Here is a 23,805-nt window from a genome sequence, read left to right as displayed (position 1 = left end):
ACTCTTTACCTTATTACTAAAATTCCTTATCATCATCTGCAACAAATGAATCGCGCACCCTGTCCCAAAATGGAAATGGTCTAAACCTTGCAAATCTGACTCGTTCTTTTGCCACACGGCATTGGATTGATTTTACATGTGTATAATTTTGCGTAAAGTGATCGATCGTGATTAAAAAGCTGCGGTCCACAACCGGCTTCAACAGGCATGTATGGTGTTTCGGCAAAATTAATGGTGAACCAATCGTACGGAAGACGCGATTGTTAATTGACGCCATTTCAGTAAGCTGAATCGCCTCAAGTGATGGGTGAATAATTCCGCCACCTAGCGCCTTATTATACGCTGTACTGCCTGAAGGGGTTGAAATACATAAGCCATCACCCCGGAATGTTTCGAAATGATCCCCTTTAATTTCTACATCAAATACAACTGACCCTTCTGTCGTTTTAATTGTAGCTTCATTTAAAGCGAGGAAACGATCCTCTTTTCCACCGTTTTTTCCGCGAATAATCACTTCTAATAATGGATACTCAACAATTTGAAAAGGAGTCTTGGCAATTTCAATAATTAATTTTTCAACTTCATCTGGCACCCAATCAGCATAGAATCCTAAATGGCCTGTATGTACTCCAATAAACGCGGTTGAATCAATGCAATGCACATAGCGATGAAAAGCCTCAAGGAACGTGCCATCGCCGCCTACAGAAATAACTAATCCCGGATCATCTTCATTATATTCCAAATCAAAATCTGTTAAATATTGTTTCATAGTAGCTTTAATTTTGTTTGATCTTTCATCGCCTTTTGATACTATTGCAAATTTCACAGTCAACTCTCTCCTTACTTTCGGTGGAATATTCGTTGTGCTTCTTGTACCTCATTTTTAATAATAGACATCTCTTCATCCAATTTGAATGCTGCTTCAGAAGCTCGCTGCAGTCTTGATTTAATATTCGATGGAATGCTGCCTTTATACTTATAGTTTAATGAATGTTCGTTTGTTGCCCAGAAATTCATTGCCAATGTGCGAATTTGAATTTCAGCTACTATCATCTTCACGCCATGTATCGTCTCAACTGGATATTCGATAATCATATGATAAGATCTATAGCCACTTTCCTTCTTTCTTGATACATAATCTTTCTCCTCAACAATCTTTAAATCGTTACGTGATTTGATCATGTTTACAATTGTATAAATATCATCAACAAACTGGCAAACAACTCGAACTCCCGCAATATCCTGCAATTCCTGTTCGACCCGGTCCAGTAATATTTGTCTGCTTTCTGCTTTCTCTAAGATACTGGGAACTGGTTTTACCCTCCCCGTAATAAACTCAATTGGCGAATGTCTTGATTCGTGTTCAAATTGTGCACGAATTCCTTTTAATTTTACTTTTAATTCTTCCACTGCCTGTGAATAAGGGGCAAGTATTACATCCCAATTCATCCTTACACCACCTATATCATCTTTTTTCCCATTTTATCATAATATATGAAAATGGATAATCTTTGCATATTTGTATATCATTCGCCATAATTAACAAAAGTGAAAGTGACTGGTTATTGGATGTAGCTATTTCTATTATTTAAACAAATTCAACCATCCTTTTAACTTTTTAAACTTCTATTAATTTTCATATTTGGAGGTTTTTAATTGGCACAGGAAATTGAAATCGAATATAAAAATTTATTAACAAAAGACGAGTTTGAACGCATCTTATATAGTTTACCTTTTCCAAATGGAGCGCAAACACAAACAAATCATTATTTTGAAACGGCTGACTTTTCTCTTAAAAAAAATGGATGTGCACTAAGGATCAGGGAAAAAAATAACACATTTACACTAACATTAAAAGAACCACATGATACCGGTTTGCTTGAAACTCATGATACCTTAACAAAACCGGAAGCTGTTCAATGGATAAACGGGGAATTTGTAGCAAAAGAGTATACTTCCAAGCAATTGGAAAATAAGGGTATTTATCTAGATGATTTAAAATACTTCGGAAGTTTGACGACCAAACGACGTGAGCTAAATTATCAAGACGTGTTATTAGTACTTGATTATAGTTCATATGGTGACACATCTGACTATGAATTGGAAATAGAAGCTACTTCCCAGGAAATTGGTCTTAAGATGATGCAGGATATATTGGAAAAATTTAATATTAAACAACGTCAAACACCTAATAAGATACAACGTTTCTTCTCTTCCAAGGTTAATAACGACAGCAATTATTCAGTAGAATAAATCAGATTAGTTGCTCTTAAAATTTTACGTTGCTACAATTAAAACAAACATAGTAGGAGAGAATAACTGTATGACCAAACCTGGAACAATGTTCGAAGCAATTGGCGGCTTTGATTCAATCGATAAACTAGTAACAGCTTTTTATAAAAAAGTAGGTAATCATCCGAAGCTGATTCCAATTTTTCCAGATGATTTAACGGAAACCGCCCGAAAACAAAGAATGTTTTTAACACAATTTTTCGGTGGACCAAGACTATATTCCGAAGAACGTGGTCATCCGATGCTGCGCAAACGTCATTTACCTTTTGAAATTACACCTGAACGAAAAGACGCTTGGTTGGAATGTATGAATGCAGCATTGGAAGAAGCAGAAATTGAGGAACCGTACAAGACAGCTATATTTGAAAAACTGACCATGACGGCACACCATATGATGAATACACCGTAATAATAGAAAGGAGAATCGATGTGAGTTGGAGTCAATCTGGGCTAATAAGCTCAAAAAGTACAAACACATCGGCAAAATATAGCTACTTTGATTTTGTAAAAAAACCAATTGAAATTTATGTTTTTGTAGATCCGCTTTGTCCCGAATGCTGGTCGCTGGAACCTTATCTAAAAAAGTTATCTATCGAATATGGACGATTTTTCACTATACGTCCGATTATCAGCGGGCATTTAAATACACTTAATAAAGATAAATTTGATAAACCGAAGCGGTTAAAAGATATTTGGGAAAAAACAGCTAACCGCACAGGTATGAGTTGTGATGGTGATTTATGGATTGAGAATCCGGTTTCGTCACCATGGATTGCATCGCTTGCAATAAAAGCAGCCGAACTGCAAGGGAAAAAAGCGGGACGAATCTTTTTACGAAAAATACAGGAGAATGTCTTCCTGAAAAAGAAGAACATCTCAGATGAAGCAGTATTGATGGAATGTGCAAAACAATCAAATCTCGACATTGACGAATTTGAAGATGATTTATATTCTACTTCAGCTAAAAAGGCATTTCAGTGTGATTTAAAGCTGACAAAGGAAATGGAAGTAGACTATATCCCGACGATTGTGTTTTTTAATCAAGCTTCTGAAGAAGAAGGGATTAAAATTTCCGGTCTTTATCCATATGATATTTATGTCCAAGTGCTGAAACAGATTCTACAGAAAGACCCAGTACCTTCAAGCAAACCACCATTGGAAAACTTCCTTAAAAATTATGGTGTTGTCGGTAACAAAGAAATTTCGGTAGTATATGACTGGACAACAGCTAAGACAGAAAAAGAAATGAAGAAATTATTGTTAAGGCGGTCAGTAGAAAAAATCCCCGTGAAATACGGGACATTTTGGAGATATAATGATGAATAATACGCAAAGCATGGAGTTGATTGTGCTTTGGGTATTTTTTTGTCTGATTTTAATGGCTCTCCTCTATTGGTGAAAACTCGGAAGACAGCCAGCGAAAACGGGGAAAATCATAGTCAAACAATAAAAAAGGATATACGGGGCAGCGTATATCCTAAATAGATCTCCGACCTTTATTATAAACAAAAGGGGGGATGGGAGAAAGTTTCATGATCAAACAAAAGGGGTTTTTGTTTGTGATTCATCTCACATTTATAATGTTATCAACAGCAGGAGTTTTTTTCAATCGCAGGTGAACCTTTTCACAAAAATGTCACACTTCTAATTCATTTTTCTGTCACATATGATATACTAACATACTATGATTGGAGTGGATATCATGCAGGATTTCCTCCCATTTATCTTTTTAATCACAACAGTTATTGTCATCTTCTTAAACATTCTCGGTCTAATGCAGTTGATACCACTATATATTACATTACCAATGTTATTTATTTCAATTTATCTAACCATTTATACGTTTACACATAGAAATGTTTACCGTGGAGGAATGCGAGGATGAGTTTTATTAGAAAACATGGCTTATGGCCAAGCTTTAATGACGAAACTTAGTTGATTTTATGCATTGTTAAAAGAGGGCTGTCACCCACAATTAAGACGGTGACAGCCCATTTCCTTATTTCAACAGCAGTTCTTCCATTTCATTAAGCTTTTCTTCAAACACATCAAGTGCTGCCAATATCGGCTCTTTGGATGTCATGTCAACGCCCGCTTTCTTCAGGACTTCAATCGGATAATCACTGCTTCCTGCTTTCAGGAAGTCAAGGTAACGATCGACCGCGCCCTCTTCCCCATTAAGAATCTGATTGGAGAGTGCAGTAGCTGCCGAATATCCAGTTGCATACTGATAGACATAATAATTCATATAAAAATGTGGAATTCTCGCCCACTCTAGACCAATTTCTTCGTCCGAAACAACTTCATCTCCGAAGTATTTTTTATTCAATTCGTAGTAGATTTCCGTTAGCTTCTCTGCAGTTAGAGCCTCACCTTCCTGCATGCGTTTATGAATGTCATGCTCGAATTCTGCAAACATTGTTTGACGGAAAACAGTCCCACGAAATCCTTCAAGGAAGTGATTTAACAGATAAAGTTTTTGTTTCTCGTCGTCCACATGGTTTAACATATAATCATTTAGTAACGCTTCATTACATGTCGATGCTACTTCTGCTACAAAAATTGAATAGTTTCCATAACGAAATGGCTGCGACTCATGTGTGTAATAGCTGTGTAACGAATGTCCAAGTTCATGTGCTAAAGTAAATAAATCATTCACTTTATCCTGCCAATTCAGTAATATATATGGATTAGTACCATACGCGCCTGATGAGTATGCACCGCTTCGTTTACCTTTATTCTCTTCGACATCAATCCAGCGGCTCTCAAAGCCCTCTTTTACTTTACTCACATAGTCCTCACCAAGTGGTGCAAAGCTATCAATCACATATTCCTGTGCTTTTTCATAAGGAATTGTCATATCAACATCTTTAACAAGTGGTGTATACATATCATACATGTGTAATTCATCGAGTCCGAGCACTTTCTTACGCAGTTCAGCATATCGATGTAGCAATGATAATTTATCGTTAACTGCTTCAATCAGATTATCATACACCTGCTCCGGAATATTATTACCATCTAAAGCTGCGTGACGTGCGGAATTATAATTACGGACCTTTGCATTAAAATTATCTGTTTTAACCGTGCCAGTTAATGTAGCAGAAAATGTATTTTTAAACTTGCCATACGTTTCATACATTGCTTTAAAAGCAGCTTCACGCACACTGCGATCTTTGGATTCCAAAAATCCTATATAACGCCCATGGGTTAAATCAATCTCTTCCCCATCTTCATTTTTAATCGTTGGAAAAGTTAAATCGGCATTATTCAGCATTCCAAACGTATTTTCTGCACTAGACATCGGCTCTGACGCTTCAGCTAGTAATTCCTCTTCTTTTTTACTTAACACGTGTGGCCGCTGACGTGAAATCTCATCAAGTGTTTTATCATAGAACTTTAATTCCTTTTTCTCTTTAACAAAGCTTTGCAGTTTTTCTTCGTTCATTGCCAGGATTTCAGGAACAATATAACTCATTGAACTTGATGCAAGTGTCAGCAGATTCTCAGCCTTTGAGTTCATCTCCTGATATGTTGAATTTGTTGTATCCTGATCAGATCGCATATGTGCATATGTAAATAGCTTGCTAATTCGTTCTGACAGTTGATCCTGAAGCCTTAATACATCATACAGATTTTGCGCAGACTCCGCTATTTTTCCTTGAAATTTTTCAATTGATGGGATGTCATCTTTCAGTGCTTGCAGTTCTTTCTCCCATGCGTCATCCGTTTTAAAAATATCTTCCAGCTTCCACGTTTTTTCTTGTGGAATTTCACTTCTTTTTGGTAACTCCTTTGTTGCTTTTGCCACTATGGTTTCCTCCTTTATCCTCTTTCCTTACTAATTCTAGATAAAATGAAAAAATTCCTTCATTCTAATTAGTATAACGAAATAATTGGTAATCATGCTCGTAATTTGTTTGTAATTAACAAATTTAGCAGCTTCTCGTCGCCAGCCAAGGCCTGCTCAATATTTTTATGAAATTTTATAGGATTCTTTTTGGCAAAATAATTAGGAGAAACTTGCTGGATTACGTCTAACTGTTCCAGCAATTGAAGGTATTGATGAACCGGGTTCACCGCTTGCTTGATTAAGGGGAATTCTTTAGGATGATGGATATGACGTCTAAGTAGATACTGACACGATTTAATTGAAACATGGCTTTCTATTGGGAGCGGATCTATGACTTCAAGACAAATTCTGCTTTGCCAGTCCCATGGTGGTGTTTTCATCATAAATTGTGTGCAAATCGGCAGGTGGATTATTGATGGGAGGAACTCCTTGTGTGTCCGCTTAAGGTAAATCCATTCGTGCCAATTCAATTCCCGTCCATATAAGCGGTTTGCCTTCTTTAGCCGAAATGAACGTTTTTCTCTCTTCCAAGAATGAAACAATTCGTTTTTAGAATAGAAGTTAGCTTGGAACATATCTTTAAATGACATTTGATTCAATTTTTTCGTATGAAATTTACCTATTGCCGTTTGTGTTTTGGAAAAGTAAAAATCCTTAAATGAAATGAACTGAAGACTATTGGGACAAAAGTAGAATAACATGAGTGGTAAAACAGAAGAAAATTGATGAATAAATTGAAGCTGGAACTGATCAATTTTTAAATGATTGCGATTATGTTGTGTCAGACGATTAGCACCCAAAATCCAAATTGGGGTTATACCTACACTGAGATACCCTTCATTACGTTCACGGATTTGTTCAACCGGAACCCGTGCACATTGATACTCAATTGCTACGAGTTTATTGTTAATCGAAATTAAAATATCTGGCCGCTGCCTTATCGCTGGTAAATACGCCTCCAGCTGAACAGTAAGCTGTTGATGCTTAAGCCATTGATATAACAGCATTTTTCCCCTCTCATGATATGCCCCTTCTCCACCTTCACTCGAAGGACAATTGTTTTTGGAATGATGAGCAAAATGCGGAATCATTTGCGTGCCTGCTTTCATCATTACTGGCTCATTACAGGTTGGACAGCTGAACTCTTCTCGCTCTTTTAGTACTTTAATTTCCGACTTAGATAAGGTTGCTGGCGTAACAACGGTTCCATATTTAGTTTTAGCCTGAAGCATTAATTTTACACCTCCATTTTATAATTATTCGACAGAGAGTGACAAATTCCTTCAATTAAAATAGGCTCTTTTCGTAAGTCTTGTTATTTTTCATCTTCGTAGTTGGATATAAGCTTTGACATAATGTGGAAAAATACTTGAGTGCTACGACACCGATTCGGAAATACACCTCGCATATCTTAGGGCAACGCTTCAAGTTTTCTATTCAACATCAACTAATAGAAAAACAGCCATAAAAAAAGACACTCTATTAAGAGCGTCCAATGATAGCTGGAAAATGGGAACGTACTTGTTCAAATGTGTTATCGGCAAATATTTGTTTCCCGTATTCTTCCAGAAAGTGAATGGTTACTTCCGTGTCGTTCGCAAATTCAAAAATCTGACTAATCAAATCTTCTTGATGTTCATCTTTAATTTCCTCATCCTGTGGGAATTCTATATACAGATAATATTTATTGTCGTAATGGAAGAGTGTATCTTCTATTTTATCTGTTTTATCTTTGTTATCTTGGAAATAATGACTTAACTGAATAACATCTTCAAAGTCATTAAACATTACACTTAGTGATAAGTTTCCATCTTCGTCCTCTTCTTTTTTGGACTTGGATGAATTTTCATCACCTTCACCAAACTTGTCATCCAGCATATCCTCAATCTTATCATCAACTGAGATATCGATTGTCTTTCCATTCTCAGTTGGCAACTCGATATTCTCACCATTTTTGGATACCTGTGCTTTGGTTACAACAATTTCTAGCCCCTTATCCAAGGCTTGCACCTGAATCCATAATGGCCCTTCGACATTAAAGTCTTCTTTATAATTAACTTCATCCATCATTTGCCAGAATAATTGTTCACTACGTTCGCGATTATACCAAATTTCCTCACGTTCAAATCCACGATCTTCTATATCGATATAGGATATATAGAATTTTACTGTATTCTCATTTATACGTTCTATTTCCATCTTATTTCTCTCCCTTCTATTAGAAAAAGCTTGACTACACGGTCAATAGTAATGGTGGAAGAGACTACTTCACCTTTAATGTTTATTATTATTCGTGTTCCCTTTATTACACGTTATTAACCATTCTTTATCTTATATTATTATTGTATGACATCTTATACAAATTGAAAATTCATATGCCTATAAATTAATAATTAATTTCATATTTTAACCTATTTCGTTCAATTTGTCACTAGCTTTTAATGAAAAAAAACGCAGACCTCTAACTTCAGGTTCTGCGTTTTTGTTAGTAATTGTTATACATCGACGATTACTTAGTTTACCAGCCGCTGAGCTTCACGTAGTTGGAAAGTTCTTACGGTTCTAGGTAGGAACCTGCGAATCTCATCTTCGTTATACCCTACTTGCAAACGTTTCTCATCAAGAATAATTGGTCGACGTAATAATCCAGGATTTTTCTGGATTAGATTAAATAAATCTTTCATCGGCAACTGATCAATATTGACATCCAATTTTTGAAAGACTTTTGATCGTGTTGATATAATCTCGTCTGTACCATCTTCAGTCATACGTAATATTTCCTTTATCTCATCCAGCGATAATGGTTCGGAAAATATATTACGTTCTGTGAACGGTATATCATGTTCTTCTAACCATGCTTTTGCTTTTCTGCAAGATGTACAACTTGGTGAGGTATAAAGTGTTACCATGAAACTTCACTCCTCAATCTAAAAGTGTATATGGTCATTTCATAAACATTTGAATAACTTATTAGATTAAAATAAGTTTAAATAACCAATATGTATAATTATACTACATTTGTCAAACGAAAGGTAGAGTATTTCCTATAAAATTTACTGTGTTGATAAATGTTCATGAAATGTTCTCATGTATTTTTAACTTACCCTAATTCATTTTAAATTAAACCTTTTAATTGAAAAATAATTAGAAAACTTATCTTATCGCCAAGCTTTAGTTGCACTTATGCAGTAAGAAGGTATTTATACTAAACTTCCTAAAAAATTTAGCCTCTTGCTGCTAAAATAACAAGAGGCTAAAACTTGTTCATGCTTTTTCTTTTAGATTTTCAAATATGTTATCAGACTCACGATCTTCATCGTAACTTAGTACTTCATCGACAGGCTGATATGCTCGACCATATATTTCTTCGTCTTTATAGGTATGAATGTCTTCGTACATCTTTTTCATTTTTTCATAAATTTCCTCTTCGGAATCATCACTTGGAGACCAAAACAGGATTTCCATAGGAGTATCCTCATTTGTAGCTAATGAGCGGCGATTGTAACCAATGGATTGTGCGTGGGTAAAACCTTCCCGCTTATAAAAATGAAGTCTCTTCGCTGTGTCTGTGTCATCGTAATCAACTGGTTCCACTTCTAGAATGATTGGTTTATCTTTTTCTTTAAGCTTTTCTATCAGCTTATGTCCAGTTCCTTTGCCTCTTGAGTTCGAAGAGACCCAGACATAATCTATAAATAGAAATGAATTAAACTCAGCATACATCAAAACATGCTCAGGGCTTTCATCCTTATAATAGACGTCACCTTTCTCCTTTAAAAGCATATCCATATGCTCTTTGGACTTCATTTCCTCGATTGGAAAATATTTGTTTAGCTTTTGATACCAATTCATAGATCTACTCCTTAATCTTTAGTAGTCTTTTACATTATAACGAATGAGCCTGCCTTTGTTAAATCGATTTTGATAGAGAATATGGCTTATGAATAACAAATAATGGATAAATTCATGATTTATCTTCTACAGAGTCCATTATCCTCTTATTTTTTAAAGATAGCCAGTTATTTCCACAGATCGATTTTAAAGTTTATTATACGTAAAAAAACCGGGCTCTATACGTTAAAGAAGCCCGATTGTTCATAATGGTTATATGAGTTTGTACTATTATATTAATTGAGAGGTGTATAATCAACATTCTCGGTATAAGTATTTCCTGCATTCCAAATTAGAAATTCATTAATTCCATTTTCTTTTAATGCAGTTATTTGTGTTTCTACTTCAGCTTTTCCATACTGTTTAGTTGCGCCACTATATAACCATGGTGCTTCAAAATCTTGAATCCATGGTCTGGAAGTTGGTGGTTCTTCCAATTTTCCTAACACTTTATTCTCAACTTTAGCATATTCCGTTACTAACTTATATGGCTCTTTATCAGGCACAGGAATATCAAAATAAGATGTCCAATGACTTGGGTAAATCATAGAAGATATGATATCCACATTCTTTGAAATCTTCGTAAAGTTCTGTCCAATACCCGGCGCTTCTTGAATTGTTGCAGCATAACCAAATATATCTACTGCGACATCTACATCATAATATTCCAATTCTTCCTTTGCATATGAAACAAAGTCAGTTACCGCCTTCACACGCCGTTTAATATTGTTCGTTTTATCATCTTTATAATCACCTTGGCTATAACTCAATTCACTATCGTAATTTTCAAAGCCCTCCGGAAAACGAACATAATCAAATTGAATTTCCTGAAAACCGAGCTCAGCTGCTTTCTTGGCAATTTCTAAGTTGTATTCCCATACTTCTTTTTCAAATGGATTAACAAAAGCTTCCCCTTTATTATTAGTCCAAACTTTTCCATTCTTAGTAAAAGATAAATCAGGACGTTTATTAGCTAAAACGGAATCTTTAAAAACTACTACTCTTGCTATTGGATAAATCCCCTTATCTTCAAGGACTTTTAGTAATTTTCGTGGTTCATTAATATAATTAATTCCAATATCCTCATATGGTGAACCTTCTTTTGGCTTAAATGTTATATTACCATGATCTTCTTTTACGTCAATTACCATTGCATTTAAATCCGAATTTTCTACTAAACTAGTAAGTTTTTCAAATCTGCTTCCTCCAGCAGATGGTCCTGTAACATAAATACCACGAACGGCATCTGGATACTCAAAGTCTACCCCGGCATCATATGTAAAACGCTGCAATTTTTTGCTCGTGTCAATTAGGGTTATGTTTGTCTGTCTTTCCAAATGTGGACTAGCTTTATAGACTTCCTCACCACTGCTTGTATGTAAAGTCATTGGAACTGCAATCCCAAGTAGGAGAATAACACTTATTGTTGCTATGATCATGATGTTTTTTTTCTCCATTTTCTATCAATCTCCCATTCACATTTTAATTATATTATAACGGATAACGAGGAAATTTAGAACATCATATTTCAAAATTTGTCGAAAAAATTCGTTCAATTTTACTTGTAATTAAGGAGAAAGTAGTGTATGTTAATATGCTAGTTTTAGTAATGGATATAATCCATTATATATTAAAGTTTACGATATAAAATGGATGAATAGAACTTACTTCTTATGGCAAAAAACCCCCATTGATACTTCAATGGAGGTTTTTTATAAAGATTTCTAATGATTATGTTGATGACCCAACTGTTCATGGTCATTTTGACACATCAGCGAATCTTCATGTGGGTGTTCATTATTTTCCATCTGGATTGTCACGTGGCCAATACCTTTATGCTCTAATTCATGTTCAATCGTTCGTAACAGCCTCTGACTTTCATGAACAGATAAGTCTCCATCTACTACCGCATGACAAGAGAGTGCATTTTGTCCGCTAGTGATACTCCAAACGTGCAAGTCATGTATGCTTTTAATGCCTTCAGCGCTTTCCATCGTATTTATGATGTCATCTAAATCTACGTTCTTTGGTGTTCCTTCCATTAACACGTGAATTCCATCCTTCGTAACTCTCCAGCCACTTATAAGCACGAGAACAGCAACGATAACACTTGCTAGTGGATCGGCCCATCCCCAATTGAAAAATATGATTAGCAATGCAGCAGTAATTGCACCGACTGAACCCAATAAGTCACCTAACACATGAAGAAAAGCAGCACGTAAATTTAAATTTTCTTCTGTATCTCCACGAAGCAATATCCATGCTACAAAAATATTAACCAATAAGCCGATAGAAGCGATAATTAACATCCCAGTCGTTGCGACTTCAGGTGGTTCTGTAAATCTTCTGTAAGCCTCGTAGAAAATATAAATTGAAATAAGTACGAGGGTGACCCCATTAAACACAGCTGCTAGTATTTCGAATCGTTTATAACCGTAAGTCTTGCTGTAATTAGCTACTTTTTCCCCGAATTTAAAGGCTAACAGGCCAACTCCGAGTGATATGGAATCACTTAACATATGACCTGCATCAGATAACAATGCAAGACTATTAGTAAGGAATCCTCCTATTGCTTCAATAATCATATAAGCCGTGATTACTAAAAAACTAATCATTAAAGCTTTTTTGTTTGCACCATGTGTATGATCATGACCGTGGTCGTGTCCCATTTTTGTAACACCTCCTATGCAACAATTCGCTCATATTAAATGTGTGATTTTATTAATGATGGCAAGCGTGATCCAATGTTTGTTTTAACATATTCATTACATGTTCATCATCATGAGAATAAAATAACGTCGTACCCGCTCTACGATATTTAACTAGTCGTAAATTTTTCAGGAAGCGTAATTGATGTGAAACAGTAGATTGTCTAAGGTGCAGCGTTTCTGCTATCTCATTTACGGAGTATTCTTTATTAAAGAGTAAATGAAGAATCCGAATTCTTGTTGGATCCCCTAATGCCTTGAAAGTTTGAGATACCACAAACAATGTTTCTTCATCCAAGTCTTTTCTTAGTTCGTTTTCTTCAGCTTCTTTATTTTCCTCCATTATAATTCCCTCGCCTTCCGTTTCAATTCAGCTTTATATATGTTTATATCGGTATATGTTCATATTATAGTTATAATACAGACTCGATGTCAATCATTAGCTTCATGCTCCTTTTGTATTCCATTTCAATATTCTATTATAGTATAATAAAATCAGTTCTATAAATAAGAGGAGGTGGACTATGCCCTATAAATCGCGTACGAAATCGAATGAATTAATAATCATAGAATTATTAAGCAAACGAATGAATTTAGATAGCAAGGTAAGGCAGCACAGCACTATTTCAATCTTAAAAAAGGCTACGAAGGAGAGGTGTTATTTGATAGCTTAACAGAAAAACTACAGTGTGAATGCTTGATATTAAATGATTTGTTACTGATAGTAAATAATACCACATTCCAAATTGACTCCCTCATTATCTTGGCAGGTAAAATCTATTTTTTTGAAGTGAAAAACTATGAAGGCGATTATTATTATGAGTATGATAAGCTATTCAAGAAACCCAACTTAGAAGTTATTAATCCATATCTCCAATTGAGTAGAAGCGAATCCTTACTACGTCAGTTACTTCTCAGCCTCGGATTCAAACTCCAAATTGATGCTTCCATAGTCTTTATTAATCCTAAATTCACCTTATACCAAGCGCCTCTAGATAAACCAATTATTTTTCCAACTCAAGTTAAGCAATACATGGAAAATTTAAATATAATACCTTCAAAATTAACTGAAAGTCATTAGAAAACTTGGTAATTCGCCAAGCCTTTGGGCGAATTGCCTTAGTTGCACTTATGCAGTAAGAAAGTAGTTATACTTTCTTATCTGCTAAAAAACTTGCAGAAAAATTATTGTCGTTGAATAACACCGATTCTCCTTATAAACAAATACCTTCCTACGATTATGACCAACTAAAAAAAGGGACTACCTGTGCTAAATGTGATTCATTTTCCGTGTCTATAATGAAAAGGAAATGTGTTTGTCACGAATGTGGATTCACAGAGCCAATTACAAGCACTGTATTAAGAAGTGTAAAAGAATTTAAGATTCTATTCCTAAACGAAAAGATTACCACCAATACCATTCATGACTGGTGCCAAGTAGTACAATCGAAAAGGGCGATTCGACAAATACTGGCAACTAATTTTCATGTTGTCGGGGTTCATCAGTGGACTTACTACGAATAAAATTTCATGATGCCTTTAGTCCTTCATCACCTCGATGAAGGACTTTTTACTGGCTTAAATACCTCTTTTGCGCTCTCATCCCTTTCATGAGAAACCTTTCGACTGCTTCAGCTCCTCTTTCGCGCTCTCATCCCTCCGAATCAGGGTGGCACTCGGGTTCATGTGTCACGAAACGAGTCATTTAATCCATATCCAAATAACTGCAAGCAACATGACCCATTGATTTGGCTGCAATAAGAATCGCATCCTCGTCTATATCGAATTTTGGGTGGTGGTTAAAGTAAGGGTCTGTAACACCTTTTGGGGTACATCCAATAAAGAAATAAGAACCAGGGATTTTTTCCAAGTAATACGCAAAATCATCTGATGGTGCCATCCTAGGAAATTCTCTGACTTCTGTAATGTTTCTATCCTTAACCCCTTCCAAGGTCTCTGCAACAAATGCAGTCAATTCAGGATCATTATATAATGGTGGATAGTCAGGTGTATACGTTAGCTCGCAAGTTACCCCAAACAATTCTTCCACTCCACCCACAATCCGATGAAATTCTTTGTCGATAACCGCTTGTGTTTCATCATTCGAATAACGAATATCACCTTCAAGCTCAATGCTATCTTTAATAACGTTGAAGCTACCTTTTCCATCAAATGAACCAATCGTTACGACACCTGTAGCAAGCGGGTCTACTCTACGACTGATAATTGTTTGTACTGCTGTTACAAAGTAGGATCCTGCCACAATAGCGTCATTTGCTTTATGAGGGGATGATCCATGCCCTCCGCTTGCCTGAATCCGCAACTTAAAATAAGTACGCCCATTAAATGAATATCCACTATGATAGCCAACTGTTCCTGCTTTCGCCATTGGTAAAACATGAATGCCAAAGATTGCCTCTAACTCACCAAGTTTTCCAGAATCAATGATGCTTCTTGCACCACCAGGAGGTTGCTCTTCTGCATGTTGATGAATAATTTTAATGGTTCCTTTGATGTTATCCCTTAATTGGATGAGGCAGTCTGCCAAAATTAACATATACGCTGTATGGGCATCGTGTCCACACGCATGCATCACACCTTCATTGCTTGATTTAAACGAAAAAGCTGTTTCTTCTGTGATTGGCAACGCATCAAAATCAGCACGAAGGCCGATGGTTTTGCCTGGCAATTGACCTTTTAACGTTACAATGATTCCATATCCATTTCCGACGTTCGTTTCTGCTTCAACATTCTTTCCTTTATAAAAATCGGCAATATAGGCTGCTGTTCTTTCTTCTTTAAAAGAAAGTTCAGGATGCTCGTGTAAATGGCGACGGATTTCGATCATTTCATCTTTCCGTTCTTCCAGCATTTCCATTAATTCATTTCTCATCAAGTAAGACTCCTTTCAATTTTGGTTAAATGATTATGTCGTTTGTTCAGCTATTTAAGTAAATAGTGCATGTCATATTCTTTACTCTTTTTCATTAATTACAATTAAAATATTAGCATAAACGCTAAGTCTTGTTTTACTATAGAACCTATGATATATGGAAAATGAAAACGCCTAGTAATAAAATCAAGAGTACACACTGTTTCAAAAGTAACACTAAAAAATGACCACCAAATTGATGGTCATTTCAGTATTTAATAATAATATCGTTTTCCTGTCTTTTTCGCTCGCTAATTTCTTATATTAGCTCTTGGAGAACAGCATAAACTTCAGGAGCAACTTTATTGATGCGTGCTGGTTTCCACTCCTGATTTACCCACATATGCATTGTTGAACCTTTTGCAAGCAGCTCCCCGGAAGGTACAACTGTTTCTTTCCCTTCGCTTTGTTTGAATTCTGCTTCACTAATTTTTCTGGCTTCATATAAAAACTCCAAACGCACTGGAGAAGCGTTGGCTATTTTTGTATAAATAGCGATACAATCGTCAAAGTGGGCAGATTTTTTATAATTTACATTTACATCTATTACCGGGAGAAGAAGACCTAGGACTTCCATCTTTTTATAAGCAATCCCATAATGACGCATCCATTCGGTACGGCCAACTTCAAACCAGGTTACATAATTGCCATGATGTACGATACCCATTTGGTCCGTATCCTTATACTGGACACGCATCTTTTCCTGTTGCCAGGCTTCTGCCATTTGTTAATCCTCCCGTCATGAAAATTTTATCAATTGTTTCTTGATAGTTTTTCTTCTGCTACTTCCGTTAAACGGAATTTTTGCACTTTCCCTGTGCTCGTCATTGGCCACTCAGTAGAATCTATAAACCAAATATGACGAGGGATTTTAAAACGGGCAAGACGGGAAGAACACCAATCTATAATGTCCCTTCTTGTACAGGTTTCACCCTCTTTTAGCTCAATAAAACCAGCACCTATTTCTGTTGTTAAGGCATCTGGTACACCAATAACGTTTACTTGACTGACTGCTGGATGATGGGAGATTGCTATTTCCACCTCACGAGGGGATACCAATTCTCCTGATACCTTATACATTTCTTTACTTCTGCCAAGAACCTGCAGATAACCATTTTCGTCAATTCTTCCAACATCCCCTGTACGGAGCCATCCATCTTTATCAATTGCCTTTGCCGTTTCATCCTGTTTTTTATAATAGCCATGGGTAACCGTAGCACCCCTAACTGCAAGTTCTCCTACAGAACCAGCAAGCAAGTCTTCCCCGGTATCCCGATCAATCGTTTTATACTGAACTGCACTGCCATTAAATTCCGGAAGTCCACTGCTCCCATTGAGCTTCGGACGACCAACTCTTGATGAGATGCGTTCAAGCGAATCACCAATTTCCGTCGTGACCCCTGATGACGCCACCTCTGTTTGACCATATCCAGTAATTATTTCGGTTAAACCAAGTACGTCTATTGCCTTTTTCCATACAGGAACTGGAGCTGGCGCTGCACCACACCACATGGCAAAAAGATTGGATAAATCAAATTCGGAAACACGAGGGTGATTCAATAATGGGACCAATGTGGAAGGTACACACAGATAATCGTTTGCCTTGTATTTCTCCATTAACTGCAGTGATAAAAGCGGAGATGCCCCAAGTGCTGATATGAACGAACCACCGACAAAGGACATCGCAAAAATTGCTTCAATAATAGCAAAGCAATGATAAAATGGCAGAGGCGCAAACGTCACCCGTCCTTCTTCAATCGCCCTGCTCATACATGTACCATATCCAGAACGAAGAAGCATATCATCTGTAAGCATTACACCTTTTGGGCTCCCGGTAGAACCGGATGTATACATTATAATAGCAACTTCATCTGGATAACGGGACTCACCCCACCTTTGTTCCAATTCCTCATATGTAACGGATTCTGATCCTTTGATAAAATCATCCCATGTTAGAAAATGATTTTTGACGGAATCCTGTTTTTCATTTTCAAAGCAAATAACTTGCTTTAATTCACTATTTTCTTGAAAATCCGCTTCATCCAGTAATTCGGAAATCGCTTCACCATGTTGTTTATCCTTTATCATTTGCTCTAAAATTAAATACTGGGTATCTGACTGAGAAATTATATATCTCAATTCATCCTTCGTAAGCATCCCATTGATTGGAATAAATACTGCTCCAACTAGAGAAGAGGCAATCATCAATGATGGGAAGGTGGAATCATTATCCATTAAAATCGCCAAATGATCTCTTCGCTTCACCCCTAGTTTTATAAATGCCTTTGCATATTGAACTGCCCTGTCCCAGACTTCTCCATATGTAACTACTTCATTATTTATGTAGATATAAGGTCTATCTTTATATTGAATACATGCTTTTGAAAAGTGTCTTGCAATTGTATCCCGCGGCCATACCGGAAAACGTTCCTCTAGTGCCTTTCGTCTTACTGAAACACTCTGACTTAGAGTCGTTTGATTTGATATTGAAGACATTCATACTCCTCCTTCATGTTTTTATGAAAATATCACAAACTTTTAGAAGCAAACATCATTAGAAAACTTGGCTTATCGCCAAGTGCCTTAATATAGATAAGCCTCAGTTGCACTTATGCAGTAAGACAAAAGAGTTAGCCCTTCTTAAAAGCAATCACAGCATTATGACCGCCAAATCCGAAACCATTGGATAAAGCAATAGTAATGTTACCTTTCACAGCTTTATTTCCTACATAATCCAAGTCACATTCTGGATCTGGACTTTCCAGGTTAATTGTCGGCGGAAAAATATTTTCTGCCATACTTTTCAGTGTAATCACGGCCTCAATAGCTCCTGCTGCACCAAACAAGTGACCTGTCATGGATTTCGTAGAACTGACTTTGAGATGTTGCGCATGTTCCCCAAATGCTTCTTTAATCGCTTTTGTCTCGGAAATGTCACCCGCCGGAGTACTTGTCCCATGGGCATTGATATAGTCCACATCTTCCGGCTGAATCTGTGCCCGCTCGATTGCCAGCTTCATCGCTTTTACAGCCCCCTGATAATTCGGCGCTGTAATATGGTATGCATCTGTTGTACTTCCAAAACCGATAATTTCACCAAGTATAGGTGCACTACGATTCTTTGCATGTTCATATTCTTCCAAAAATAAAACACCTGCTCCCTCTGACATAACAAAGCCGTCACGGTTAAGGTCAAATGGACGAGAAGCCGTTTCAGGTGTATCATTTTTAGTTGACATTGCACGCATTTTTGAAAACCCGGCAAAATAAAGTGGTGTAATGGTAGCCTCTGCCCCACCTGCTAAAATTGCATCTGAATATCCATGAGCTATATTTAAATAAGCTTCTCCAATAGCATGATTGCTCGTCGCACAGGCAGAAACTGTTGCAAAACTAGGTCCACGAAACCCTGTCTTAATCGCAACTAATCCCGAAGCTATATTATTTATAGACGTTGGGATTAAGAATGGGGACACCCGTTTGGCTCCTTTTTCCAGCATTGTTTTATGATTATGTAATAGAGTTTGCAGACCTCCAGCACCGGAGCCAATATAAATTCCAACTCGATCCTTATCCACCGCATCCAAATTTATTTTTGACTGTTCTAATGCTTGCATTGCAGCAGCATACCCATATTGTGTGAACAAATCATACTGTTTTATTTCCTTAGATTCAAGGTACTTCTCCCCATGAAAATCATCTATGTAACCCGCAATTTTTGTGTTAATATCCTCATATTCCTCGGATTCCAGTCGCTTAACACCGGACTTTCCCTTCTTTATGTTATCCCAAAGGGTTTCTGTATCATTTCCCAATGGTGAAATAACACCCGTCCCTGTAATCACAACTCTACGTTTCAAGCTTATTCTTCCTTTCAACAATCTTTAAGATTAGTGCTCAATTTATACCTGTATTTTATCATAATTAGAATTATTATGTTAATTTGTTAAACGGCTTCCTGTACTTTTCTGAAATTCTTTTACTAAAAATAAATTGTCCCATCATCTACTTCCTGTAAATATACCAGTTGATCAATGAGACTTGATTTTCTCCTCTATCTTCATATATAATAAAGCAAAATTAATACACTTAGCGTTGACAAAGATAAAGTACAATTACCCGCTGGATTTTTAGAGAGCTTGTGGCTGGTGGAAACAAGTACCACGGTGAATTGGAATTGGACTTTCGAGCTAATTTAACAGTAAGTGATCCTGCACATGTAGGATAATCAGGGTGGCACCGCGGTTCATTCGTCCCTTTTCGATAGGGATAAATGGGCTTTTTTTAATGGAAAAAAATATATTGGAGTGTGGAAAATGAAAACAATATTTTCTGGAATTCAACCGAGTGGAACATTAACGATTGGTAATTATTTAGGTGCAATTCAGCAATTTGTAGAGTTTCAGGAGGATCACGATTGCTACTTTTGTATTGTGGATGAGCATGCAATAACCGTACCTCAGGATCGACTGAAGCTAAGACAAAACATTCGTTCACTAGCAGCTTTATACCTTGCAGCTGGAATTAATTCGGATAAATCAACCTTGTTTATTCAATCAGAAGTTCCAGCACATACACAGCTGGGCTGGATGCTGCAGTCCATCAGCTATATCGGTGAGCTGGAGCGGATGACACAGTTTAAAGATAAATCAGCAGGTAAAGAAACCGTTTCATCTTCATTACTAACATACCCTCCTCTTATGGCTGCGGATATTTTGTTATATAAGACAGATATTGTCCCTGTTGGTGATGATCAAAAACAGCATCTTGAGCTGACACGAAATCTGGCACAACGTTTCAATAATAAATTCAATGACATATTCACGATACCTGAAGTCCACATACCTAAAGTCGGGGCCCGCATTATGTCATTGCAGGAACCAACAAGTAAAATGAGTAAGTCAGATGAAAATGAAAAATCATTTATTTCCATGCTTGATGAACCGAAGAAAATTGAGAAAAAAATTAAAAGTGCTATCACTGACTCAGAGGGCATTGTGAAGTTTGATAAAGAAAATAAACCTGGCGTTTCTAACCTGATGACTATTTACGCTAGTTGTAGTGGTAAATCAGTAGAAGCTATCGAAGCTGCTTATGCAGGTAAAGGATATGGTGAATTTAAGCAGGACGTTGCGAATGCTATTGTGGATGTACTGAAACCTATTCAGGAGCGCTACAACGAGTTAATCAATTCAGAAGCATTGGATGAGATTTTAGATAAAGGGGCAGAAAAGGCTTCATTAACAGCTAATAAATCATTAGCAAAAGCTAAAAAAGCAATGGGATTAGGACGCGTGAAGAAAAAGCGTTAAATGGAGAGGGTGCTCCGATTTTATTTAATCGGAGCACCCCTTATTTTTCGTGAAAGGTGAACTTTATCGTTTTCTTGTCGAACTTTATCTATTCCGAGTTTAACTTCCATCAATTCTGAGGTGGCTTTATCGATTCTGTGTCGAACTTTATCGTTTCAGCTATATCCGCCGTGAATTCGACGAGCCCGCCAATGCTCTACTTCTGCTTCGATGTATTTTGCTCAGGCGCTTGTTCAAGCTCCCACATTCTTTCCAGAAATGGCTGTCCTTTAATCATCTTGCTGCACAATTCTTCATGCCCAATACTCCACCCTTGCTTAACACCCTCATAAAGTGCTTCCCACACTTTATCCTCGTTCATATACCGAATATAAGGGTATTTTTTCGGATCCCATTCGGTCAGCCAGTAGCGAAGCTCTTCCAGGTTATTTGCAGTTCTCAATTGATCAAGGGCAATCATCAACAATTGCTTGAGCTGCCTTTCTCTGCGTGTCAATCCATGAACAAGTTCTGGAGCCATCGAAAGCATATGATATTCTTTTTCGACGATTTCTCCTTCAAATTTAAACGATTCTGGTTTGGTGGTTTTAATCATATCAAACACAAGCTGCTCTTGACGTGGAATAAGTCTGCTTTTACGAATAGGTATCCGATAGCCTATTGAATCAAAAGCAATAATATCCTTGCCATCGGTAACAACACATGCGTAATCAAGTACCGTTCTCTCCTGGCCTTTGCGGACATAGGCACGTTTGTGAATCATATCAAGAAGTCCTTTAGGTAAATCATGCATGTCATTTTCTATGTAGTTATAAAGCACTTCAGATATGTATAGTAGTGGAACCTGATCTAACAGCTCTATCCCGTCTTCTTTTCGCCACTCATGAAAATAGCAAACACTATAGCCATTTTCTTCACCTTCAAACCAATTAACCCAAACATCGTGTAAATACAACATATACAACCCTCGCTTCTTTGCACTTTGTCTTTTTCTAAAATGAAATCATTTAAAATACATTATGACCATCATGCAAAAAAATATTCGATTTGCGAGAAGTTTACATATTGTGAGGGTATCGAAAAAGTGCAATTGCCATTAATATAAAGCCTATTGGTAAAAAATAACATTCCAACCGTCCTGTGATGAAAATTAAATAATCCCCCCAAGAAATCCCAGAAGGCAGGAAATTCATATATGCTATCGTTGTTACCCCACCTGTAACAGCCAGTCCAAAGCCTATCAAAAATAAAAAGACAGTCCCCATTTTTTCCACCACCCATGCTTGTCCAGTGCATTTATTTTATTTTATGCATGGGCAATGGAATACATGAATAGCTGTAAGCAGAGCGAAGTGATACAACTCTTGTACGACTATTCGCGGTCCGGCCACTCCACACGCTTCCCCCTGCCAAATCTCAGAAACTTGGCATTCGTTAAAGGTATTCTTATGAAATCGTAAATTGCTTTCTTAAAACCTCCAGTAAAAAGTATTTATAGTTTCTAAACCGCCATAAAAAAGGCTGACCTCCTCAGGCCAGCCTCTTGCTTAGACTAGTTAAACTTTTTAAAAATTAACGAAACATTATGTCCACCAAATCCAAGTGAATTACTCATCACGACGTTGACATCCTGTTTCCGAGATCCGTTGGTAACATAATCAAGATCACAATCCGGGTCTGGTGTTTCATAGTTCATTGTCCCAGGGATTTGACCGTCCGCAATCGATTTAATAGATATGACTGATTCAATACCACCAGCTGCACCTAACAAATGCCCTGTGACCCCTTTGGTCGACGATATTGGCAGTTTAGAAGCATATTCATCAAAAACCGTTTTGATTGCTACTGTTTCAAACTTATCATTAAGATGTGTACTTGTTCCATGTGCATTCACATAGTCGACATCTGAAGGGGAAATTCCTGCATCCTCAATTGCATGCTGCATGGCACGTGCAGCCCCTTCACCATTCTCTGCTGGAGCAGTAATGTGATACGCATCACCTGTTGCACCATAGCCAACAATCTCACCGTAAATGTGCGCACCACGCTCTTGTGCAGATTCTAGTGTTTCTAAAATTAGAATACCTGCTCCTTCACCCATTACAAATCCATCACGATCTAAATCAAATGGGCGGCTTGCTTTTTTTGGATCTTCATTTGTTGATAATGCTTTTGCCGAAGAAAAACCCGCAAATGCCATATTTGTAATCGGTGCTTCGGTTCCGCCTGCGATGATATAGTCAGCATCACCGCGCTCAATAGCCTTAAAGGCATCACCAATTGAATTTGCGCCTGATGCACATGCTGTTACAGTACATGAGTTAATTCCTTTTGCACCAAACTGGATTGATACTTGACCTGCTGCCATATCCGGAATCATCATTGGCACGAAGAAAGGACTCACACGACGATATCCTTTTTCCAAAAACTTCGTATGCTGATCTTCTAATGTTCCCATACCACCAATGCCAGACCCAATCCAAACTCCAACTCGATTAGCATTGTTTTCATCGATTGTAAGATTTGCATCGTCAATTGCCATTTTAGAAGCAGCCACAGCATATTGTGTAAACAAATCCATCTTTCTTGCATCTTTTTTCTCCATGAAAAGTGTTGGATCAAAATCCTTCACTTCTGCAGCTACATGTGCGGGAAAATCATCTTTATTAAGTCTAGTTATATAATCAATTCCAGAATTCCCTGCGACAACGTTATCCCACATTGTCTGTACATCATTTCCTACGGGGGAAACTGATCCGAGTCCTGTTATAACTACTCTTCTTTCCTCCATTGCGTATTCCTCCTATGACGTAAACT

Annotated in this window: 23 protein-coding genes and 1 other annotated feature; of the genes, 6 read left to right on the top strand and 17 right to left on the bottom strand. The window is 37.0% G+C overall.

Going from position 1 to position 23,805, the window contains the following annotated elements:
• Positions 1–16: 16 nt before the first annotated feature.
• Together BLS02_RS14260 and BLS02_RS14255 are read right to left on the bottom strand one after the other, a co-directional pair.
• A complete protein-coding gene (locus BLS02_RS14260) occupies positions 17–826 on the bottom strand; it encodes an NAD kinase (protein ID WP_092493698.1) in 810 nt (269 codons plus the stop codon).
• Positions 827–840: 14 nt separating this feature from the next.
• Complete coding sequence (locus tag BLS02_RS14255) at positions 841–1,449, bottom strand: GTP diphosphokinase (RefSeq protein WP_092493697.1); 609 nt, start codon at positions 1,447–1,449, stop codon at positions 841–843.
• A gap of 207 nt (positions 1,450–1,656) precedes the next feature.
• On the opposite strand from BLS02_RS14255, the gene BLS02_RS14250 reads away from it, so the two are divergent.
• The 4 genes from BLS02_RS14250 (at position 1,657) to BLS02_RS14235 (ending at position 4,177) form a co-directional block, all read left to right on the top strand.
• Positions 1,657–2,253, top strand: a complete 597-nt coding sequence (locus BLS02_RS14250) for a CYTH domain-containing protein (protein ID WP_092493696.1) — start codon at positions 1,657–1,659, stop codon at positions 2,251–2,253.
• A 70-nt stretch (positions 2,254–2,323) separates the two neighbouring features.
• Entirely contained in the window at positions 2,324–2,701 is a 378-nt protein-coding gene (locus BLS02_RS14245; RefSeq protein WP_092493695.1) for a globin domain-containing protein, read from the top strand.
• Between the two features lie 20 nt (positions 2,702–2,721).
• Complete coding sequence (locus BLS02_RS14240) at positions 2,722–3,618, top strand: ClpXP adapter SpxH family protein (protein ID WP_092493694.1); 897 nt, start codon at positions 2,722–2,724, stop codon at positions 3,616–3,618.
• Positions 3,619–3,994: 376 nt separating this feature from the next.
• Positions 3,995–4,177 (top strand): hypothetical protein, encoded by a 183-nt coding sequence (locus tag BLS02_RS14235; RefSeq protein WP_092493693.1) that lies wholly within the window; start codon positions 3,995–3,997, stop codon positions 4,175–4,177.
• 114 nt (positions 4,178–4,291) lie between these two features.
• Here the strand turns inward: BLS02_RS14235 and pepF are convergent, their stop codons facing one another.
• From pepF to BLS02_RS14195, 8 genes are all read right to left on the bottom strand, one after another.
• A complete protein-coding gene (pepF, locus tag BLS02_RS14230) occupies positions 4,292–6,103 on the bottom strand; it encodes an oligoendopeptidase F (protein WP_092493692.1) in 1,812 nt (603 codons plus the stop codon).
• A gap of 92 nt (positions 6,104–6,195) precedes the next feature.
• Entirely contained in the window at positions 6,196–7,377 is a 1,182-nt protein-coding gene (locus tag BLS02_RS14225) for a competence protein CoiA (RefSeq protein ID WP_092493691.1), read from the bottom strand.
• Between the two features lie 250 nt (positions 7,378–7,627).
• Positions 7,628–8,344, bottom strand: a complete 717-nt coding sequence (gene mecA / locus BLS02_RS14220; protein ID WP_092493690.1) for an adaptor protein MecA — start codon at positions 8,342–8,344, stop codon at positions 7,628–7,630.
• A 314-nt stretch (positions 8,345–8,658) separates the two neighbouring features.
• A complete protein-coding gene (spxA, locus tag BLS02_RS14215; RefSeq protein ID WP_092493689.1) occupies positions 8,659–9,054 on the bottom strand; it encodes a transcriptional regulator SpxA in 396 nt (131 codons plus the stop codon).
• A 355-nt stretch (positions 9,055–9,409) separates the two neighbouring features.
• Complete coding sequence (locus tag BLS02_RS14210; RefSeq protein ID WP_092493688.1) at positions 9,410–9,997, bottom strand: GNAT family N-acetyltransferase; 588 nt, start codon at positions 9,995–9,997, stop codon at positions 9,410–9,412.
• Between the two features lie 275 nt (positions 9,998–10,272).
• A complete protein-coding gene (locus BLS02_RS14205) occupies positions 10,273–11,493 on the bottom strand; it encodes a putative glycoside hydrolase (RefSeq protein WP_092493687.1) in 1,221 nt (406 codons plus the stop codon).
• A 267-nt stretch (positions 11,494–11,760) separates the two neighbouring features.
• Entirely contained in the window at positions 11,761–12,705 is a 945-nt protein-coding gene (locus tag BLS02_RS14200) for a cation diffusion facilitator family transporter (RefSeq protein ID WP_092493686.1), read from the bottom strand.
• Between the two features lie 52 nt (positions 12,706–12,757).
• Positions 12,758–13,087, bottom strand: a complete 330-nt coding sequence (locus BLS02_RS14195) for an ArsR/SmtB family transcription factor (protein ID WP_092493685.1) — start codon at positions 13,085–13,087, stop codon at positions 12,758–12,760.
• 312 nt (positions 13,088–13,399) lie between these two features.
• Here BLS02_RS14195 and BLS02_RS19435 point away from each other — a divergent pair, with 312 nt between their 5' ends.
• Complete coding sequence (locus tag BLS02_RS19435; protein ID WP_342728897.1) at positions 13,400–13,825, top strand: nuclease-related domain-containing protein; 426 nt, start codon at positions 13,400–13,402, stop codon at positions 13,823–13,825.
• A gap of 624 nt (positions 13,826–14,449) precedes the next feature.
• Here the strand turns inward: BLS02_RS19435 and BLS02_RS14185 are convergent.
• From BLS02_RS14185 to fabF (BLS02_RS14170), 4 genes are all read right to left on the bottom strand, one after another.
• Positions 14,450–15,637, bottom strand: a complete 1,188-nt coding sequence (locus tag BLS02_RS14185; RefSeq protein ID WP_092493684.1) for an amidohydrolase — start codon at positions 15,635–15,637, stop codon at positions 14,450–14,452.
• A gap of 298 nt (positions 15,638–15,935) precedes the next feature.
• Complete coding sequence (locus BLS02_RS14180; RefSeq protein ID WP_092493683.1) at positions 15,936–16,400, bottom strand: acyl-CoA thioesterase; 465 nt, start codon at positions 16,398–16,400, stop codon at positions 15,936–15,938.
• A 29-nt stretch (positions 16,401–16,429) separates the two neighbouring features.
• On the bottom strand, positions 16,430–18,172 hold the full coding sequence (locus BLS02_RS14175; protein ID WP_092493682.1) for a class I adenylate-forming enzyme family protein: 1,743 nt from the start codon (positions 18,170–18,172) through the stop codon (positions 16,430–16,432).
• 134 nt (positions 18,173–18,306) lie between these two features.
• Complete coding sequence (fabF, locus tag BLS02_RS14170; protein WP_092493681.1) at positions 18,307–19,536, bottom strand: beta-ketoacyl-ACP synthase II; 1,230 nt, start codon at positions 19,534–19,536, stop codon at positions 18,307–18,309.
• A 226-nt stretch (positions 19,537–19,762) separates the two neighbouring features.
• Positions 19,763–19,937: a binding site (T-box leader), on the top strand.
• A gap of 55 nt (positions 19,938–19,992) precedes the next feature.
• Here fabF (BLS02_RS14170) and trpS point away from each other — a divergent pair.
• Positions 19,993–20,988 carry a tryptophan--tRNA ligase gene (gene trpS / locus BLS02_RS14165; RefSeq protein WP_092493680.1) on the top strand — a complete coding sequence of 332 codons (996 nt, stop codon included), beginning with the start codon at positions 19,993–19,995 and terminating at the stop codon, positions 20,986–20,988.
• Between the two features lie 196 nt (positions 20,989–21,184).
• On the opposite strand, the gene BLS02_RS14160 is transcribed toward trpS, so the two are convergent.
• From BLS02_RS14160 to fabF (BLS02_RS14150), 3 genes are all read right to left on the bottom strand, one after another.
• Positions 21,185–21,946: a YjbA family protein gene (locus BLS02_RS14160; RefSeq protein ID WP_092493679.1), complete on the bottom strand. Its 762-nt coding sequence runs from the start codon at positions 21,944–21,946 to the stop codon at positions 21,185–21,187.
• A gap of 100 nt (positions 21,947–22,046) precedes the next feature.
• Positions 22,047–22,253: a YuzI family membrane protein gene (locus tag BLS02_RS14155; protein WP_092493678.1), complete on the bottom strand. Its 207-nt coding sequence runs from the start codon at positions 22,251–22,253 to the stop codon at positions 22,047–22,049.
• Positions 22,254–22,540: 287 nt separating this feature from the next.
• The gene (fabF, locus tag BLS02_RS14150) at positions 22,541–23,779 is read right to left on the bottom strand and encodes a beta-ketoacyl-ACP synthase II (protein WP_092493677.1); all 1,239 of its coding nucleotides are present in this window, start codon (positions 23,777–23,779) and stop codon (positions 22,541–22,543) included.
• Positions 23,780–23,805: the final 26 nt, after the last annotated feature.

It is taken from the genome of Virgibacillus salinus (assembly GCF_900102415.1).
GTDB classification, from domain to species: Bacteria; Bacillota; Bacilli; order Bacillales; family Amphibacillaceae; genus Lentibacillus; species Lentibacillus subterraneus.
Note: the sequence above shows the minus strand (reverse complement) of the source record. Positions and strands in the feature narration are given on the sequence as shown.